10 protein-coding genes are annotated in these 18,777 nt (G+C 71.6%); 8 read left to right on the forward strand and 2 right to left on the reverse strand.

Annotated elements, in window-relative coordinates; all coding sequences use genetic code 11:
- Positions 1-17 precede the first annotated feature (17 nt).
- Positions 18-4,058: a type I polyketide synthase gene (locus ACFYM2_RS10630; protein WP_388835790.1), complete on the forward strand. Its 4,041-nt coding sequence runs from the start codon at positions 18-20 to the stop codon at positions 4,056-4,058.
- Positions 4,059-4,662: 604 nt separating this feature from the next.
- Positions 4,663-5,820 carry a hypothetical protein gene (locus ACFYM2_RS10635; protein ID WP_388835148.1) on the forward strand — a complete coding sequence of 386 codons (1,158 nt, stop codon included), beginning with the start codon at positions 4,663-4,665 and terminating at the stop codon, positions 5,818-5,820.
- Between the two features lie 39 nt (positions 5,821-5,859).
- On the opposite strand, the gene ACFYM2_RS10640 is transcribed toward ACFYM2_RS10635, so the two are convergent.
- Positions 5,860-8,796: an AAA family ATPase gene (locus ACFYM2_RS10640; protein WP_388835151.1), complete on the reverse strand. Its 2,937-nt coding sequence runs from the start codon at positions 8,794-8,796 to the stop codon at positions 5,860-5,862.
- 420 nt (positions 8,797-9,216) lie between these two features.
- Here ACFYM2_RS10640 and ACFYM2_RS10645 point away from each other — a divergent pair, with 420 nt between their 5' ends.
- The 4 genes from ACFYM2_RS10645 (at position 9,217) to ACFYM2_RS10660 (ending at position 13,635) form a co-directional block, all read left to right on the forward strand.
- Positions 9,217-9,687, forward strand: coding sequence for a Dps family protein (locus ACFYM2_RS10645; RefSeq protein ID WP_388462284.1), 471 nt, complete (start codon positions 9,217-9,219; stop codon positions 9,685-9,687).
- Positions 9,688-9,861: 174 nt separating this feature from the next.
- Positions 9,862-10,476: a 2Fe-2S iron-sulfur cluster-binding protein gene (locus tag ACFYM2_RS10650; protein ID WP_359002366.1), complete on the forward strand. Its 615-nt coding sequence runs from the start codon at positions 9,862-9,864 to the stop codon at positions 10,474-10,476.
- A complete protein-coding gene (locus tag ACFYM2_RS10655; protein WP_359002368.1) occupies positions 10,473-11,459 on the forward strand; it encodes a xanthine dehydrogenase family protein subunit M in 987 nt (328 codons plus the stop codon). The genes ACFYM2_RS10650 and ACFYM2_RS10655 overlap by 4 nt, the downstream gene beginning before the upstream one ends.
- Before the next feature lie 82 nt (positions 11,460-11,541).
- Positions 11,542-13,635 carry a xanthine dehydrogenase family protein molybdopterin-binding subunit gene (locus tag ACFYM2_RS10660; RefSeq protein WP_388835154.1) on the forward strand — a complete coding sequence of 698 codons (2,094 nt, stop codon included), beginning with the start codon at positions 11,542-11,544 and terminating at the stop codon, positions 13,633-13,635.
- A 46-nt stretch (positions 13,636-13,681) separates the two neighbouring features.
- On the opposite strand, the gene ACFYM2_RS10665 is transcribed toward ACFYM2_RS10660, so the two are convergent.
- Positions 13,682-14,977, reverse strand: a complete 1,296-nt coding sequence (locus tag ACFYM2_RS10665; RefSeq protein ID WP_388462279.1) for a PAS domain S-box protein — start codon at positions 14,975-14,977, stop codon at positions 13,682-13,684.
- 404 nt (positions 14,978-15,381) lie between these two features.
- On the opposite strand from ACFYM2_RS10665, the gene ACFYM2_RS10670 reads away from it, so the two are divergent.
- Positions 15,382-16,755, forward strand: coding sequence for an ATP-grasp domain-containing protein (locus ACFYM2_RS10670; protein ID WP_359002373.1), 1,374 nt, complete (start codon positions 15,382-15,384; stop codon positions 16,753-16,755).
- Positions 16,752-18,761: a PEP/pyruvate-binding domain-containing protein gene (locus ACFYM2_RS10675; protein WP_388835157.1), complete on the forward strand. Its 2,010-nt coding sequence runs from the start codon at positions 16,752-16,754 to the stop codon at positions 18,759-18,761. Before ACFYM2_RS10670 ends, ACFYM2_RS10675 begins: the two co-directional genes overlap by 4 nt.
- Positions 18,762-18,777 lie beyond the last annotated feature (16 nt).

Consider the following 18,777-nt stretch of genomic DNA (forward strand, 5'->3'; position numbering starts at 1 on the left):
CGAAGCTCGTCGACGCGCTGCGTACCTCCGTCAAGGAGACCGAGCGCCTGCGCGAGCAGAACCGAAAACTGACCGCGATGGCGCGCGAACCGCTGGCCATCGTCGGCATGTCCTGCCGGTACCCGGGCGGGGTCCGCTCGCCCGAAGACCTGTGGCGCCTCGTCAGCGAGGAGACCGACGCCATCTCCGGGTTCCCCGACGACCGGGGCTGGGACCTGGACGCCCTGTACGACCCCGATCCGGAGCACGACGGGACCTCCTACTCCCGCCACGGCGGCTTCCTGCACGACGCGGGCGACTTCGACCCCTCCTTCTTCGGCGTGGCGCCGCGCGAGGCCCCCACCATCGACCCGCAGCAACGGCTGCTCCTCGAGGCGTCATGGGAGGCGCTTGAGCACGCGCGGATGGACCCGGGCACCCTGCGCGGCAGCAGGACAGGTGTGTTCGCCGGTGTGATGTACCACGACTACATCAACAGCTACGGCAGCGGCAGCGTCGTCTCGGGCCGGGTCTCCTACACCTTCGGATTCGAGGGGCCCGCGGCGACGGTGGACACGGCATGCTCGTCGTCCCTGGTCGCGCTGCACCTGGCGGCGCAGGCCCTGCGCAATGGTGAGTGCTCGCTCGCGCTCGCGGCAGGCGTCACCGTGATGTCCACGCCGGGAACCTTCGTCGACTTCAGCAGGCAGCGGGGTCTGTCCGCGGACGGCCGGTGCAAGTCGTTCGCCGACGCGGCCGACGGCACGGGCTTCTCCGAGGGCGTCGGCGTGCTGGTGGTGGAGCGTCTGTCGGACGCGCGGCGCAATGGTCATCGGGTGCTCGCCCTCGTACGGGGCAGCGCGGTGAACCAGGACGGCGCGAGCAACGGTCTCACCGCGCCCAACGGCCCGGCCCAACAGCGCGTGATCCGGGCCGCGTTGGCGAACGCGCGGCTGTCGTCGGACCAGGTGGACGCCGTGGAGGCGCACGGTACCGGCACGGTCCTCGGCGACCCGATCGAGGCCCAGGCGCTCCTCGCCACCTATGGGCAGAACCGCCCGGAGGAGCGCCCGTTGTGGCTGGGTTCGGTGAAGTCGAACCTGGGTCACACCCAGGCCGCCGCCGGTGTCGCCGGGATCATCAAAATGGTGATGGCGATGCGTCACGGCGTGCTGCCCAAGACCCTGCACGTGGATCAGCCGTCGTCGAAGGTGGACTGGACCGCCGGCGGCGTGGAACTTCTGACGCGATCCCGGCCATGGACGGCGGACAGGCCCCGACGTGCCGCCGTCTCGTCGTTCGGGATCAGCGGGACGAACGCGCACGTCATCCTGGAGCAGGCCCCGGCCACCGCACCCTCGGACAGTGAGAGCCCCGGGCCGGCCACCACCACCCCGATCCTCTGGCCGCTCTCCGGGGCAAGCCCCGCTGCCCTGCGCGACCAGGCCGCCCGCCTCCTGCCCCTCCTCGACGACGCCACGGGCCCCACTCTCACCGACATCGGGTACGCCCTGGCCACCACCCGCGCCCACCACGACCACCGCGCGGTCATCACCACCATCGACCCCGCCGAACTCCGCACCGCCCTCACCGCCCTCACCACCGACACCCCCCATCCCCACACCACCCGAGCCACCGCCCGCACCACAGGAAAGACCGCCTTCCTCTTCACCGGGCAGGGCGCGCAACGGATCGGCATGGGCCGCGAACTGGCCGCCGCCTTCCCGGTGTTCGCGACCGCCCTGGATGAAGTGTGCGGGCACCTGGACCCGCTCCTGGACCGGCCGTTGAAGGACGTGCTGTTCGCGGCGGAGGGGTCGGCGGAAGCGGCGCTGCTCGACCAGACGGCGTACGCGCAGCCCGCCCTGTTCGCGATCGAGACCGCGCTGTTCCGGCTGACCGAAGCCTTGGGTGTACGCCCCGACCTGCTGGCCGGGCACTCCATCGGCGAGATCAGCGCCGCCCACGCGGCCGGTGTGTTCTCCCTGGAGGACGCGTGCACCCTGGTCGCGGCACGCGGACGGCTGATGCAGGCCCTGCCCGACGGCGGTGTGATGGCCGCGCTCCAGGCCACCGAGGAGGATGTCCTCACACTCCTCGAAGGCATCGAGGACGTGGCCATCGCCGCCGTCAACGGCCCCCGAGCCATTGTCATTTCAGGCGCCGCCACATCCGTGGACAAGGTCGTGTCAGCGGTACGGGACCAGGGCGGCAAGACCACCCTCCTCAAGGTCTCCCACGCCTTCCACTCCCCCCTCATGGACCCCATGCTGGAGGACTTCAGGGACGTACTCACCGGACTCACCTACCACGAGCCCCGCGTCCCCATCGTCTCCAACGTCACCGGCCACACCGCCACACCCGATCAGCTGACCTCCCCCGAGTACTGGGTCACCCACGTTCGCGAAGCCGTCCGCTTCGCCGATGGGGTGCGCGCCGCTGCCGCGCGAGGGGTGACGCGGTTCGTGGAGGTCGGGCCGGACGCGGTGTTGTCGGGGCTCGTGCAGGCCTGCCTGGAACCCGCCGCTGCCGAGCGGACGACCGTCGTTCCCCTGGCGCGCAAGCGGCGTGACGAGGTCCGGACGGTACTGGCGGGGGTGGGACTGCTGCACGCCTGCGGAGCCCCGGTGGACTGGCGGGCACTGTACGAGGACAGTGGAGCGCGGGCGGTGGATCTGCCCACCTACCCCTTCCAGCACCGCCGCTACTGGATCGACTCGCCGGCGCTCTTCGGCGGGACCGTCACCGACGGGATCGCTCCCGTGTCCCTTCGGCAGGAGGACGCCGCTGCCGACGCTCAGGAGGCGGACCGGCTGCGCGCGCGCCTGGCCGAACTCCCGGACGCCGAACAGGACAAGCTCCTGACGGAGCTGGTGCTGGAACACGTGGCAGCGGTCCTGGGCCATGACTCGGTGCAAGAGGTCGATCCCGAGCGGGCTTTCCTCGAGTCCGGCATCGACTCCCTCTCCGCCATGGAGCTGCGGAAGGGGCTCCAGCGCGCCACCGGCGTGGAGATCCCGGCCTCGGCGGTGTTCGATCTCGGCGACCCGGTCCGGTTCGCCGCGTACTTGCGTACCGCGTTGGGCTCTGCGCCTTCGGTGGCGCCGGTCCGTTCCTCCGTCGCTTCCGTGACCGGGGCGTCGCCCGTCGGGGCATCGCCCTTGCCCGAAACGCTCAGTGAGCTGTTCCGGGCCGCCGTGAAGGCGGGCAAGATGGCCGAGGGCACGGCCGTCCTGAACGCGGTGGCCGATCTGCGTCCCGCCTTCAGGACCGCCGCCGAACTGGAGACCTCGCACCGCGTGGGCGCACCGGTGCGGCTGGCCCGTGGCCCGCGCGGGCCCATGCTGATCTGCTTCCCTTCGCCCATGGCGCTCGCCGGAGCCCAGCAGTACGCGCGGCTCGCCGCGAACTTCAGGGAGGTCCGCGACGTACACGTCGTGACACCGCCCGGGTTCGTGGACGGGGAGCCGCTGCCGGTGTCGGTGGACGCGGTCGTCGACCACTTCGCCGCGAGTGTGCGGCGGCTGGCGGGTGACGAGCCGTTCGTGCTGGTCGGCTACTCCTCCGGCGGCCAGTTCGCCCACGCGACGGCGTCCCGCCTGGAGAGCGAGGGGGCGGCGCCCTCCGCGATCGTGCTGCTCGACACCTATCTGCCCACGGACGCAAGCGGCGACGAAGATGGTAGTGCGACGGGAGGCGAACCGGATGCGGGGGAGGGGGCGTCCGACGGTCTCTGGGCGCAGATGCTGGGCGGGATGATGGAGCGCGAGGACGCGTTCGGCACTTTCACCGCGGCGCGGCTGTCCGCCATGGGCCGTTACAGCTCGCTCATCACCCGGTGCGATCCCCAGCCGGTCGCAGCGCCCGTTCTTTTTGTGCGCCCGACGCAGTCGTTCATGGAGCAGAGCGCACGCCGCGTGAGCGCGCGGGTCGAGAACGACGAAAGCTGGCGCTCCTCCTGGCCGGCTCGGCACACGCTGCGCGAAATCGAGGCGAACCACTTCACTCTGCTGGAGAACGCGGCACCTGACACGGCTCTGGCCGTCGAAAGGTGGCTCGGCTCGCTAGAAAAAAACTGACCAACCGGATTAGGGGCCCCGGCCCCGAGAGCGACCGGCCCCGGTGACGCCTACAGCGCACCGGGGCTTTGCGCTGTCCCCACTCGACTGGCGCGACTCGGCCAAGATGCGTCCGCGCTTGGCGTGAATTCAGCAATAAACACCCCTTAGGGGGGTTAGGGGATATGTCGAGTCCAGGGAAAACGCTTACAGTTAATTAACGTCAATGGAGATGGCGGGCCCATCTCTGTGCACTGCACCTCAAGCGCCCGCCGTGAAACTTTTACTTGCCGAGTATATTTATTCCGGAAGTGTGGATATTTGTAGTGCATTCGGTTAATTCCCGGGTGGACCGGGCATATTTGGAGCGGTTCGGATGACGGTGGCCGACTCCATTCGCGGAGGCCGCCATGCGTGGTACGCTCCGGCGCCTGAACGCAGGTGGGATCTCGTCGTGAGCGCGTTGTTGGCGAATCAAGTTCCCTGTCGTGCCCCCGGCTGCCACGGGAGGCGAGGAACCGTACCCCGGACGCAAGGGGAGAACGTACGCATGGCCGAAGTGCCCCCCCTGTCGCGATACAGCATTGTCTTTCTCAGTGGTCCGGCCGATGCGGGGACCCGTTCGATGCTGCCGATAGCGCAGGAGCTGAACCGCCGGGATCACCGGGTCACCTACGTCACCACTCAGGAGTTCGCCGGGCGCGATGTCACCTGCGGCGTCAATGTCCTGGTACACGACTCGTGTGTCGCCGCCGCGCCCTCGGGCGGCCCCGGCCGCTGTGCCGGGCCGCAGGATCCCGTGCTGGTCGAAGACACCCTCGACTGCGCGGAGTCGATCCATGCCGCCTTCGCCGACGACGTGCCCGACCTGGTCCTGTACGAGGATTCCGCCCGGATCACCGCGCGCCTGCTGACCTGCCGCTGGAAGCGTCCGGCCGCCGAGGTCTTCCCGTCGTTCCCCGGCGACTTCCCCGCGGCCGACGGCACTCCCGGCTCCGACTCCCCTGCCCCCGCCGGCGATTGTGTCAGCGGTCTGCCCGCGGGAGTGCGCGAGAGGCTGTTCTCCTTCGTCGCCCCCGCGGCGAACGCGGGGCTGTCGCCGGACGATTTCTGTACGCGGCCCGAGCCCCTTTCAATAGCCCTGCTTCCCAAGGAGTTCCAGACCGACGGATACTCCTTCGACGGGCGCGTGGCATTCGTCGGCCCCTGCATACCGGAACGCCGGATGGACGAGCGCTGGCTTCCCCCAAAAAGCGGACTTCCCGTGGTGTTCTTCGCTCTCGACCCCGAACTCCTGGAATCAGGGCCTGAGTTCCTGCGTCGGTGCGTGGACGCTTTTGCCGGGAAGCCCCTGCATGTGGTGATGTCGGCGGGCGGTCACGCGGATGCCGTACGCGAGGCAGCCGCCCCGTTGTCGAATGTGGAAGTCCATGAACACGCCCCGCGTTCGGTCGTGCTGCGGTGCGCCTCGGCATTCATCTGTCACGCCGATCTGAACAGCGTCATGGAATCCCTCTATTTCAATACGCCACTTGTCGCGGTCCCTTCGGGCGAGCGCGAACGGGCCGTGGCCGACCGGATGGTGGAGCTCGGACTCGGCGTGCGGCTGACGCCCGGGGCCGCCGAACCCCGGGCGCTGGTGGACGCGGCGGCCGCGCTCGTCGAGGACCGGGAGACCGGCCGTCGGGTCAGAGAGTTCCAGCGCCGGGCGCGCCGTGCGGGAGGCACACGGCGCGCGGCGGACGAGATCGAGCGCTATCTGGAATGGATCTACCAGCCGTGACCGCGCGGGGCCGACCGGCGCGCGAGCCCGGGGCCCCGCTCAGGCGGACTCGGCCTCCGCGGCGGCCTGAGGCGGCTCCACGTTGAGCCGCGCGGCCAGCGCGCTTCGCCGGCTGATGCCGAGTTTGCGGTAGACCCGGGTGAGGTGCTGCTCGACGGTGCTGATCGTGATGTAGAGCTTGCGTCCGATCGCGCGGTTGGTGGCGCCCATCGCGGCCAGCTCGGCGACGCGCCGCTCCGCCTCGGTCAGCACATCGGCGCCGGCCGGCTTCCGCTCGTCGCCTCCCGCCGGCTTGGCAGGCTCACGCGGGGTGGCCGACGGCGACGGCCCGGTCGGTGGCTGTGGCCACGGCAGGCCCGCCGGCCGCGCGAGCTGGGAGGGCTGTTCGGACTGCGGGCGCGCATGGGTCCGGCACGCCTGGAGCATTTCGGCCGCCTGGTCCGCCGTGCCGCGTGCCCTGGCGGGGTCGCCCAACTGCCAGTAGGTGTCGCTGAGATCGGCCAGCGCGCGGGCGAGCTCGAAGCGCCCGGTGTCCGGCTTGAGGAGGCGTACGGCGTCCTGGAGGAGCGCCGGGCGGTCCTTGAGGTCGGCGGCGGCGGCCAGCAGACGCAGGGAGGCGCCGCGGGTACGTGGCTGGTGCGTGCCCGGGCGGGTCAGCTGCTCCTCCATGAGCGAGCGGGCCCGCTGCTTTTCACCCAGGGCCAGTGCGGCCTCCGCCGCTCCGCCACGCCAGGAGATGAGCGACGGCAGATCGAGTCCCCAGGCGCTCATCAGGCGCCCGCAGCTCTCGAAGTCCGCGAGGGCCGCCGCCGGGCGGTCGGTGGAGAGATGGAAGTGGCCGCGCGCGTTGAGATAGTGCAGTCCGTACCGGGCGTCGAAGAGGGTGTCGGGCACCGGGAGCCTGATGTACTTCACCGCCTTCTCGTGCTGTCCGAGCACGGTCGTGGCGAGGATCAGGTTGGCCAGCGGACCGCCGATGGCGACCCCCCAGGCCGCCATGGGTATCCGGGTGAGGGCTTCCTCGCCGTACTGCACGGCGGCGGCCATGTCACCCTGGCGGAAGGCCGCCTCCGCCCGGACGGCGGCGAACACCGCCTGCCAGGTCGGGGCGCCCTGTTCCGTGGCCTCCTTCAGCAGTTCCTCGCACCAGGAGGCGGCTTTGTCGGGGCGGTCGGCGCAGATCAGGGTCAGCAGTGCGGCATGCAGCGACTCCAGCGTGGCGACCCCGAGGCCGACGCTGTGCAGGACGCCCTCGGCGCTGGTCACGGCCTCGTCGCTCGCACCCTGGTCGAGCAGATCGGAGAGAACGGCCACCGCCTGCGGCCCGATGGGACGCACCAGGTCCTGGCCCGTCCTCGCCTCGGCCCCCGCCCACGCTCCGGCGGACCCGGAACCCCTGCCAGGACCGTCGGCCTCGCTGGAAGGGGAGAGGCGGGTGAGTAACGAGGGATGGGAGTACGTCATCCAGTTGATGAAGGCGGCCAGTTCCTCCGAGGGCGGCCGGTCGGACGTGGCGTCCATCGCCTCCCACAGGGCCAGCGTCTCGCGTGCTTCGTCGTAGCGGCCGTGCCACAGCAGACTGCGCATCAGCACGCCGGTGTCCTGGCCGCTCAAGTGGCCCTCGCGCAGCGCGATCTTTAATCGGACGGCGTGACGCATGGCCTTCAGGGGTGACTTCTGCCAGTCGAGGCGCATCCGGTCCGCCGTGAGGGCGGCGAGCTGACGGCTGTCGGTGCAGTCGGTGAGGGCGAGTTTGAGGTATTCGCCGGCCATCCCCGTTCGGCCGGCGGCGAGTTCGGCGTGGGCGGCGTCCCGCAGGACGTTGATCATCCACTCTTCGGGTGCCCGGCTCGCGGCGACGAGCTGTTCGGCCACCAGGACGGGCGGGACGCCCTCGTTGTGGAGCGCGGAGGCGACGCGCAGATGCAGTTCGTGCCGGTCCTCGGGCGCCACCTGCTCCAGGATGACCGTCCGCGCGGCGGGATGGCGGAAGTGCCCCGCGTTCAGTACGCCGGTCGCCGTCAGCGAGGCGATGGCGTGCTCCACGGTGGCGGTGTTCAGGCCGAGCATGTGGCCGATCGAGACCGGCGACATGACCTTGCCCGTCGCCGCCACCGCCCGGGCCACCTTGAGGTCCGCCGGATCGGCGAGGTAGAGGCAGCCCGTCAGCGCGTTGCGGAACGCCTCCTGCGGGACGGCGGGCTCGCTCTCGTGGCTCGCGGCCTGGAGGCGGTGGACCGCCTCGTAGTCGTCGAGGAGCGCGGACAGGAACAGCGGGCTGCCGCCCGACGCCTCCTGGTAGGCCTCGGTGAGTTCCAGCGCCTTGGCCGGTCCGAGTCGGGCCGCGATCATGGCGTGCGCGCCGGAGGGGGACAGCATTTCCAGCCGTACCTTGCGGCAGTTGGGCTGACGGAACAGCTCGGCGTGGAAGACCGGATGGGGGGAGCGGATCGTGGACAGTTCGGCGAGCAGCAGCAGTGTTCGTGACGCCTTCATCCGGCGTTGCAGGAACAACAGCATTTGCAGGGACGGCTCGTCGGCGTACTGGAGGTCGTCGATGCTCACCACGACGGGCCCGCGCTCACCGAGCTCCAGGAGCAGCGACCGCAGCCCGTGGGCCACCGTGATGCTCGGCTGATTCATCGGCGCTGGGTCGGCGCCCTTGGCGTGGCTGGTGGGGAACTCTTCCGCCAGCAGTTCGTTGACTTGGTCCCGGAACTCGGCGGGAAGGGTCTCGCTTCTGAAGAGCTGGTCCATCACTCCCAGGGGGAGCTCGCATTCGGCGCGGGACGCCACCGCGGTCAACATAACAGCCCCGGAGTTCTCCGCTTGTTTACAGAATGTTTGCAGCAGTCGCGTCTTCCCGCTGCCCGTGGGCCCGCTGACCAGCGCGATGCCGCCCCGCCCCGCCGCCGCCTCGGCGAGTAGCGTGTCGAGTGCGGTCAACTCGGCTTCTCTGTCGACGAGTTGAAACATCGGCTGAGCTTCCATCCTGCCCCCCAGTGCGGCGATCGCGTCTCTCCCAGGGCTGTAAACATAGCAAGCAGATTCGATCAAAAGGAGACGTCTTGATCAATTTATAAAAACTGAATTCTGCTGGTAAGGGGGCACATCCGGCGTCGGCTGGTGTTCATCTGTTGGTGTTGTGAATGGCCGAAAATGTAGGTAACGAAGGACGCGCAATAGCCGTCCGCGCCGCCGCGCTCACCAGCTTGCCGCAGGTCGGCGCCTTTACGGATTATTTACATCCGCTTACGGCCCCCGGGTTGCGGGTGAGGCGGGCCTGGACGCGCCCCTGTTTGGAATCGCCTTTCCGAGGAAGGCGGACAGTGGAAGGCGACATATCGGACCGCACGTCGGTCCGCGCGCCGAAGCGATGCGAGATGGAGTGAAGCGGTGACTGTGGTGAAGAGCTCGTTGTCCGACGCCCAGGTGAAGGTGGTCGGCCCGGCCCTCCAGGGCGCGCTGGTCGACCTGGTCGACCTGTCGCTCGCGGCCAAGCAGGTGCACTGGAACGTGGTCGGCCCGCGCTTTCGCTCCGTACACCTCCAGCTGGACGACGTGGTCACCACGGCGCGCCGGCATTCGGACACGGTGGCCGAGCGGGCCTCGGCCCTCGGCGTCAATCCGGACGGGCGCGCGGCGACCGTGGCGGGATCCAGCGTGATCGGCACGGTGCCCGAAGGACGGATCAAGGACTCCGAGGCGGTGGAGGTCATGGTCGTGGCGCTCGGCCGGGTGGTGGAGCGGATGCGTGAGCGCATCGCGGCCACCGACGAGCCGGACCCGGTGAGCCAGGACCTGCTCATCGCGCTCACCGCCGACCTGGAGAAGCACGCCTGGATGTTCCGGGCCGAGAACAGCTGAGGTCCGTGAGGCCCGGCACGAAGCCGGCGGTAATCGGGTCCGGGAACGGGGGGCGGCCTCGGCGGGCCCCTCCCGTTCCGGTCCGGCGGCTGTCGGGATGCCGCACGCGGCGAGCTGTACGACGCTGGTGACGCGGGCGGCGGCCGGCCGTCCCGAGCGAGGGACAGAGAAACGATGGAAAGCAGCGAGGGGCCCCGCAGCGGCCCCGGGACGGCGGTGCGCTACGCGCCCTGGCCGCGCCCCGATGACGCTCCACCCGGCGCCACCGGATCACAGGTGACCCTGCGCGTGAACGGCGCGGACCACGCCGTCGAGGTCGACCACCGCACCACCCTGCTGGACCTGTTGCGTGAACGCCTCGCCCTGACGGGCTCCAAGAAGGGCTGCGACCACGGCCAGTGCGGGGCGTGCACGGTGCTCGTGGACGGCCGGCGCGCCAACAGCTGTCTGCTGCTCGCCGTCGCGCTGGACGGCTGCGATGTCGTGACCGTGGAGGGCCTTGCGGACACCGAAGGCGCCGACGGCGATCTCCACCCCCTCCAGCGCGCTTTCCTCGAACGCGACGCCTTCCAGTGCGGCTACTGCACCCCGGGCCAACTGTGCTCGGCCGTCGGCATGCTCTCCGAAGCGCGGGCCGGCCAGCCCTCGGCCGTCACCGACGCGGCCCAGCCGCCGCAGGGGCCGGTGGCGCTGAGCGACGAGGAGATCCGGGAACGCCTGAGCGGCAACCTGTGCCGCTGCGGGGCGTACCCGCACATCGTGGACGCGGTACGGGACGTGATCACGTGAAGCCGGTGTCCTATCTGCGTGCCCGCAGCGTGCAAGAGGCCGCGGCCGCCCACGGCGGTCGTGCCGAGGCCCGCTATCTGGGCGGCGGCACCAACCTCGTCGACCTCATGAAGCTGGGCGTGGAGCGCCCCGAGGTGCTGATCGACGTCACCCGCCTCCCGCTCGACACCGTCGAGGAGCGGCCCGACGGCACGGTGGTGGTCGGCGCGACCGTACGCAACAGCGACCTCGCCGCGCACCCCCTGATCCGCGAGCGCCATCCCCTGCTCTCGCAGGCCGTTCTCAGTGGCGCATCGGGTCAGCTGCGCAACATGGCGACCACCGGCGGCAACCTCCTCCAGCGCACCCGCTGCGCCTACTTCCAGGACCTGTCGAAACCGTGCAACAAGCGCGTGCCGGGGAGCGGTTGCGCGGCGATCGACGGCGTCCACCACGACCACGCCGTCCTCGGCCACTCGCCGCACTGCGTGGCGACGAACCCGTCCGACCTGTCCGTGGCGCTCGCGGCCCTCGACGCCGTCGTGGAGCTGGCCGGTCCCGGAGGCCACCGGAGCGTGCCGGTGACCGAGTTCCACCGCCTGCCCGGTGAGCGGCCCGAACTGGACACCGTGATCCGCCCCGGTGAACTGATCACCGCCGTGGTGCTGCCGCCCCTGCCGAGCGGCGCGCTCTCGCGCTACCGCAAGGCGCGCGAGCGGGCCTCGTACGCCTTCGCGCTCGCCTCGGTGGCCGCCGTGCTGCACGTGGAGGACGGCGAGATCCGGCACGCGGCCCTCGCCTTCGGCGGGCTCGCCCACCGGCCCTGGCGCGCCCGGCGCGCCGAGGCCGCCCTCCTCGGCGCCCGCCCCGGCCCCGACGTCTTCGCGCGGGCGGTCGAGGCCGAACTCGAAGCGGCCCGGCCGCTGCGGGACAACGCCTACAAGGTGCCGCTCGCCCGCGACCTGGCCACACAGGTGCTCGCCTCGCTGACCCCCACGGCCTGACCGCCGCCGTATCGAGGCCCCGCCCCCCCCACCACCGCGCCCCAACCACCGCGCCCTCCAACCACCGTCGAGGAGACCCGCCATGGCTTCGCAAGCGAACGCGCTCGGCGCGCCCATCGAACGCCGCGAGGGCCGTGCGAAGGTGACGGGGGAGGCCCTGTACGCCACCGAGTACGCGCCCCCCGGATGCGCCTACGCGTGGCCGGTCACGGCCACCGTGGCGCGCGGCCGGGTCGCCGCCCTCGACACGGCGGCCGCGCTCGCCCTGCCAGGAGTGCTCGCGGTCCTCACCCCCGACACCGCGCCCCGGCTCGCCGAGAGCGACGATCCGACCCTCGCGATCCTCCAGGACTTCCGGGTCCCGCACCACGGATGGCCCATCGCCCTCGCGGTCGCCGACACCCTCGAAGCTGCCCGCGCCGCGGCCCAGAGCGTGCGGGTCACCTACGAGACGGAGCCGCACGCGTCGGTCCTGGCCGAGAACCTGGCGGACGCCTACCGCCCCGACGAGGCCAACGGCGGCCATCCGGCGGAGCGCCGCCGGGGTGATCCACTGGACGCGTTCGCCGAGGCCCCGGTCACCGTCGACGTCCGCTACCGGATCCCGCCCCTGCACAACCACCCGATGGAGCCGCACGGGGCGACCGCGCACTGGCACGACGGCCGCCTCACGGCGTACGACACGAGCCAGGGCGGGGACACGGTGCGCGCCGTCCTCGCGGAGCTGTTCGAGCTCCCCGAGGAACGCGTGACGGTCGTGTGCGAGCACGTCGGCGGCGGGTTCGGCTCCAAGGGGACGCCCCGGCCGCACATCGTGCTCGCGGCGATGGCGTCCCTGCACACCGGCCGGCCCGTCAAACTCGCCCTGGCCAGGAGGCTCCTGCCGGAGCTCGTCGGCCATCGCGCGCCGACCGACCACCGGCTGCGCCTCGGCTCACGGCCGGACGGCACGCTGCTCTCGGTGATCCACGAAGTCACCACCCACACCTCCCGCGTCAAGGAGTTCGTCGAGCAGGCGGCCGTCCCCGCGCGCGTGATGTACGGCAGCCCGAGCAGCCTCACCAGCCACCGCGTCGCCGCTCTGGACGTACCCACCCCGTCCTGGATGCGCGCGCCCGGCGAGGCGTCCGGGATGTACGCCCTCGAGTCGGCCGTCGACGAACTGGCCGACGCGCTCGGCATGGACCCCATCGAGCTGCGGGTGCGCAACGAGCCCGCCCAAGAGCCCGACAGCCAACGGCCGTTCAGCAGCCGCCACCTCGTGGAGTGCCTGCGTGAGGGCGCCGAGCGCTTCGGCTGGGCCGGCCGCGACCCCCGGCCGGGGGCGCGGCGCGCGGCCCGCTGGCTCAGCGGTACCGGCGTTGCCGCCGCCACCTACCCCGTGCTCGTCTCGCCCTGCCGCGCCACCGTCACCGCCCACCCCGACGGGCTGCACGTGGTGCGGGTGAACGCCACCGACATCGGGACCGGCGCCCGTACCGTCCTGACCCAGGTCGCGGCGCAGGCGCTCGGGGTCGGTGTGGAGTCGGTCCGTACGGAGATCGGCACCACCGGCCTGCCGAAGGCGCCGCTCGCCGGCGGGTCCTCCGGCACGGCCTCCTGGGGCTGGGCGGTGCACGAGGCCTGCCGCCTGCTGGTGCGTCAACTCCAGGAGCACACGGGCCCGTTGCCCCCCGAGGGTCTGACGGCGACCGCCGACACCAAGGGGACGGCCGACGAGGAGTCCGCCTACGCGCGGCACGCCTTCGGCGCGCACTTCGCCGAAGTGGCGGTCGACACCGACACCGGTGAGGTACGGGTGCGCAGGCTGCTCGGCGTGTACGCGGCCGGCCGCATCCTCAACGCACGGACCGCCAGGTCCCAGTTCATCGGCGGCATGGTGATGGGGCTCGGGATGGCGCTCACCGAACGCGGCACCGTGGACCCCGCCTCCGGCGCCTTCATGGGCAACGACCTCGCCGGCTACCACGTGCCCGCGCACGCCGACGTGCCCGACATCGAGGCCCACTGGATCGACGAGCGGGACGACCACCTCAACCCCATGGGAAGCAAGGGCATCGGGGAGATCGGCATCGTCGGGACGGCCGCCGCCATCGGCAACGCCGTCCACCACGCCACCGGCGTCCGCGTGCGGGAACTGCCGCTCACGCCCGACCGCGTACACGCGGGGCTGTAACGGACCCGCCCGGGCCCGCGAGGGCGCCCGGGCGGGTCAGGTGGCCTCAGACGGCGCTGAGCGGGTGGGCCGCGGTGGCGGAGCGCGGGGGCCAGGCGCGCGGGGCCAGGATGCCCAGGACATAGGCCCTGGCCACCAGAGCGGGCCGGGTCGAGGCGTCCAGTAAGTCGCGCAGACGGCTGAGGTGGTAGTCGACCGTCTGCCGGGACAGGTTCAGGGACGTGGCGATGTCGCCGTTGCTGCTGCCCGCCGCCAGCAGGGACAGGATGCGGATCTGCGCGGCGGTCAGGGACGGGTGCGCCTCGTGCGCCAGGCTCTGGTGGGTGACGACGGCCCAGACGTGCCGGGCCCGGCCCAGGGACTGGCCGACCGTCGTCAGATGGAGCTGTGCGCGGCGCTGGCGGCCCTGGGCGTCCACCAGCACCGCCGAGGTCTCCACCCGTCTGGTGCGGCGCGCTATGAGCCCGTTCCACCTGCGGTGCAGCCGGTCGAGACCGGGCTCGGGCGCCAGCAGGGTGTGCGCGCGGCGGCCCACCAGGTCGGGCAGGCTGAGGTCGAACAGCTCGGCCGCCGCGGCGCTCGCCCTGACCACCCGTCCGTTCGCCGACAGCAGCGCGCAGGGCAGGCCGCTGTGGTCACGCAGCGCCCGCAGGTCGTCCTCGGCCTCCTGGCGCTGGACCATCGCGCGCAGATGATCGGTGATGTCCACGTAGATCCCGGCGACGCACGTCCGCGCGTTCTCCCGCACGGGGAAGCGGTGGCCCACCGCCTGGCCCGCGCTGCCGTCGGGCCGCCGGTAGTCCAGGGTGTGGCGCACCGGCGTGCCCCGCGTGAGGATGTCCTGGTCGAGGGCGCGGAACTGGGCGGCCTCGGCGGGAGCGTCGAAGTCCTCGATGCGCTTGCCGACAAGTGCCTGCGGGACGGTGCCGTACAGATGCGCGTAGGCGTGGTTGGCCCACACGTAGCGTCCCTCGCTGTCCCGGATGAACGCGGCGGCCGGGGCGAGGTTGACCAGGCCCGCGAACGCGGCGTACTGCCGCGGCACGTCGGGCCGCGCGTCGACCTCCACGGCCAGGCCGCGCGTGCGGCCCGGAATCCGGCTCTCGTCCAGGGGCCAGCTCACGTCGAAGGTGCGGCCGTCGAAGTGGGCCCGTCTGCTGCCCGCACGCGCCGGACCTCCCGGGGCCGTGAGTTCTTGGCGCATCCGCTCCAGGAAGCGCCGCGCCGTGTCCGCGTCGGCGAAGGCGCCGCCGCCCTGCTCTCCGACCTGCCACGGCTCGTCGACCTCCCACCAGAACACCGGCAGGTGCTCAAGCAGTGCCTTGAGACTGGAATCGTCCATCAGCGGTCTCTCCGTCCGTATACAGCCCGTATGTGCTCGGCTGACACACAGTCACCTCGCGATGGGTATCCCGTCCCGGTCCCGCGCATGCTCGTTTCTCGGCCCATGTGCGGGCCGCGCGTGAGCACGCGCGGGAGCGTCCATGGACCCCAACACGGCCTGCGACTCAGGCATTTGCCTGAACGGCCGGCGCCCCGGGTGAGGATAAGGACGCCTGCCGCGTGGTCTCCTTGAGTGTGCGGGTGGTTACGCCCCGACACGTACACCGGGAGATGCCCCGCGCCCGACGCGCATCACCGATCGGTACGACGACACGCGGGACGCGTACGGCGCCGGCGCCCACGGCGCGCGAGGCGCGTCCGGCGCGGACGCATGACACACGAGACGAATGGAGACGAACTTCAGTGAGCAAGGTGCTGTTAGTGCATGCCAAGGGTGGTCCGCCGCTCGGTCACGTCCTGTCCCGGACGGCCGCGAGGGCAGAGGTGCACCTGCTGGCGCTCAGCGCTCTTCCTCCCTCGGTCGCGGGCGCCGCCCGGGACCTGTGCGCCTCGGTCGTGACGCCGGGCGACGCGCGCCAGCTGGACCTGGTGTCCCTGATCGTCTCGCGGGCCGAGGCTGTGGGCGCGGACGCGGTGCTCACCTTCTCCGAGTACGCCGTCGTCGCCGTGGCCGAGGCGTGCGAAGTGCTGGGACTCGCGGGCGCCGGGAAAGCCGCCTCGCTGGCCCGCGACAAGCGTCTGATGCGCCGCACCTGGCAGGAGCACGGCCTGTCGCAGCCCGCGTTCCGTGCCGTCGACACCGAGGCCGACCTGCACGAGGCGGCCCGCGCCCTGTCCTTCCCGCTGCTCCTCAAGGCGGCCTGGAGCGCGGGCTCCACGGCGCACCAGATCATCCGCGCCCCGCACCAACTGTCCGCCGCCTGGCGCCGCTCCCGCGAAGTGATGGCCGAATCGGCGGAGTTGGGGTACGCCGAACTCCATGTGGCGGAGGCGCAGGGCCACTTCGTGGTCGAGGAGATCGTGACGGGCACCGCGTCGCACTGGTTCGACGAGCCCGGCTGGGGCGACTACGTCAGCGTCGAGGGCGTGGTGGCGGGCGGCACCTTCCACCCGGTCTGCGTCAGTGGCCGGATGCCGACGGTCGAGCCGTTCACCGAGCGCGCCGGCATCACCCCCGCCTTGCTGTCCCAGGACGCCCAGGACCGGGTGGTGGCGCTGGCGCGCGAGGCCGTCGACGCCCTCGGGCTGCGGGACTGCGGGACGCACACCGAGATCAAGCTCGGCGCGGACGGCGGCATGTGGCTCATCGAGACGGCCGCCCGGTTCGGCGGCGCGATGACGGTGCCGCAGATCGAGGAGGTCTTCGGGCTCGACCTCGTCGGCATGCTCGTCGACCACCTCGCGGGGCGGCCGGTCGCGTGGCCCGAGCGGGCCCTCACCCCGGCCCAGGCGCGCGGCGCGGCCGGCTCCCTCGTCGTCCTCGCGGTCGACGGCGCGGGCGAGGCCTGGCGGGAGCGCAAGATCTGGGACTTCTCGGCCGTCACCAAGGACGTGGTCCTCAGCCCCGGCAGCGACCTGTCGGTGGTCACCGAGAGCTCGCTGCCCGACGGCGGCCTCGTGCCGGTCTACGACCCGGCGGCGGGCGCCAACACCATGGCGGCCCTGTGCCTGCTCTCGGCCACCGACGCCCGTACGGTGCTGCGCGACTTCGAGACGGTGGTGGACGCCCTGCCCCGCATCCTGCCCGCCGCCACGTCCGAGGAGGTCTCCGCGTGACCGCCCAGCTGTTCGCCGGCGCCGCCGACCCGGTCACCGACCGCACGGTCGTCGGCGAGAACCTTTCCCTGCCGCTCTTTCGCACCCTTTCCGGGGTCCTCGCGGGCCACCCCTACCTCAAAGTCGTCGTCGACCGCGCCGAGAACACCTGGCACCTGCTCGACACCGCGGCCCACCCCTTCCACGTCAACTACATAGCCACCCGCGTCCTCGGCATGGAACTCGCCGAACTCGACGCGGACCTCGACGCGTTCAACGCCTCCGTCTACATGGATCCCGAACGCCGCTTCCTGCTCGGTGTGCTGTCCCTGCACACCGACGAGGACAGTGAGGGCCGCGAGCGGACCTTCCTCGTCCTGGAGACGACCGAGGCCGACACCATGAACGGCGAACTCCTGACGCTGTTCTACGAGTTCGTCCGCGTACGGGTCGACGGGCGCCTGCCGGTGCTGCTGAAGCCGGCCAACCACGGGCAGGAGGAGGAGCTGGCCGCGATCAGCGAACAGCTCGTGCCGCGCATCCTCAGCCACGAGCTCTTCGGCTCCCGGGTCCGCACCCCGCTCAACCCCGGCGAAGCCACCGGACGGCTGCGGTACTTCCGCACGCACGAGGAGTACGCCGCAGCGGAGGCCGGACTCGGCTGGGCCGACATCGTCGCCATGCCCTGCCTGCCCGACGACGTGCCGCGCGTGGCCGGATTCCTCAACACCGCGCCCATCACCCCGCTCTCGCACACCAACGTCCTGGCATCGGGCTGGGGGATACCCAACGCGATCGTGCTCGATCTGGAGGAGATCGTCGCGCGGGACGGCCTGGACGGCGCGTGGGTGCGCTACCGGGTGCACGAGGAAGAGATCGTGCTGGAGCGCCTTGAGCGCGAGCCGGACCTGCGGGCACCGGCCTGGCACCAGCAGCGCATCCGCCTGGAGCCGCCCCTGCTCGAAGACGCCCCCGTCCTGTCCCTGCACCGGCTGCGCGCGGCCGACCGCGACCGCTACGGCACCAAGGCGGCCAACCTCGGCGAGCTGCACCACGTGCTCGACAGCCGCAGCGCCGACCTGACCGCGTTCTACGGACGGCCCCGGCCGCCGCGCGGGGACCTCTACGGACACCTCGCCGCCCGGCTCGGCCTCACCGCTCCCTCGGCCGACGAACTGCGCGCCCGGGCAGCCGACTTCGTGGCCGCCACCGTCGGCGCCCCCGAGGGAGTCGCGCTCCCCTTCGCGCTCCAGCAGCACTTCCTCGCCTCCTCGCCCGCCATCCAGCAGGGCATCGGCAAGCTGAAGATGGCCCTCGAACTCGACGCCACCGACGTCCTCGACTCGCTCTGTCTGCGACTTCAGCAGCTGATCCGGCACACGCCCGTGCCCGAGTCCGTCACCCGGCAGATCGGCCAGGCCTTCACGGCGCCGCCGGCCGAGCACGGGCGCCTGGCGGTGCGCTCCTCCTCCAACGCCGAGGACCTTCCCGGCTTCTCCGCGGCCGGCGTCTACGACTCCGTCACCACCGTCCACGGCACCGCTCAACTCCTGGACGCCGTACGGCAGGTGTGGGCCTCCCTGGTGTCCCCCCGCAGCGTGCGGCTGCGCCACCAGGTCGGGATCTCCCTCGACGACACCTACATGGGCGTGATCATCCAGAAGTACGTTCCCGCTTCCCTCGGCGGCGTCCTCGTCACCTGCGACCCGACGCGCCGCGCGGACTTCCGCAACGTCTACCTCAACTGTTCCCCCGGCTCACCGGAACAGGTCGTCGAGGGCTCGGTCCTGCCCCAGCAGTACCTGTACAACGTGGTGGAGGGCGGCGGCCGCACCGTCGCGCTCGGCTCCTGGGGCGACGGGCTGCCCGCGGGGACCCGGGGCCGGCTGGCGGACCTGTCCTTGACCGGGCGGCTGTTGCAGTCCCACTTCAGCGCGGCCGATGTGGACAAGCCGCTGGACATCGAGTGGCTGATGACCGAGGACGGCGACTTCCGGCTCGTCCAGATCCGCCCCTACGCGCTGTGAGGGCGCGTCCTTGGCG

The sequence above is a fragment of the Streptomyces sp. NPDC006711 genome, assembly GCF_042869775.1.
Classification (GTDB): Bacteria; Actinomycetota; Actinomycetes; order Streptomycetales; family Streptomycetaceae; genus Streptomyces.

Bases quoted from the DNA above. Each gene is read 5' to 3' on its own strand.
- ACFYM2_RS10635 (WP_388835148.1), top strand. From the start codon at position 4,663: ATGCTGCCGATAGCGCAGGAGCTGAACCGCCGGGATCACCGGGTCACC.
- ACFYM2_RS10640 (WP_388835151.1), bottom strand. From the start codon at position 8,796: ATGTTTCAACTCGTCGACAGAGAAGCCGAGTTGACCGCACTCGACACG.
- ACFYM2_RS10650 (WP_359002366.1), top strand. From the start codon at position 9,862: ATGGAAAGCAGCGAGGGGCCCCGCAGCGGCCCCGGGACGGCGGTGCGC.
- ACFYM2_RS10660 (WP_388835154.1), top strand. From the start codon at position 11,542: ATGGCTTCGCAAGCGAACGCGCTCGGCGCGCCCATCGAACGCCGCGAG.
- ACFYM2_RS10665 (WP_388462279.1), bottom strand. From the start codon at position 14,977: ATGGACGATTCCAGTCTCAAGGCACTGCTTGAGCACCTGCCGGTGTTC.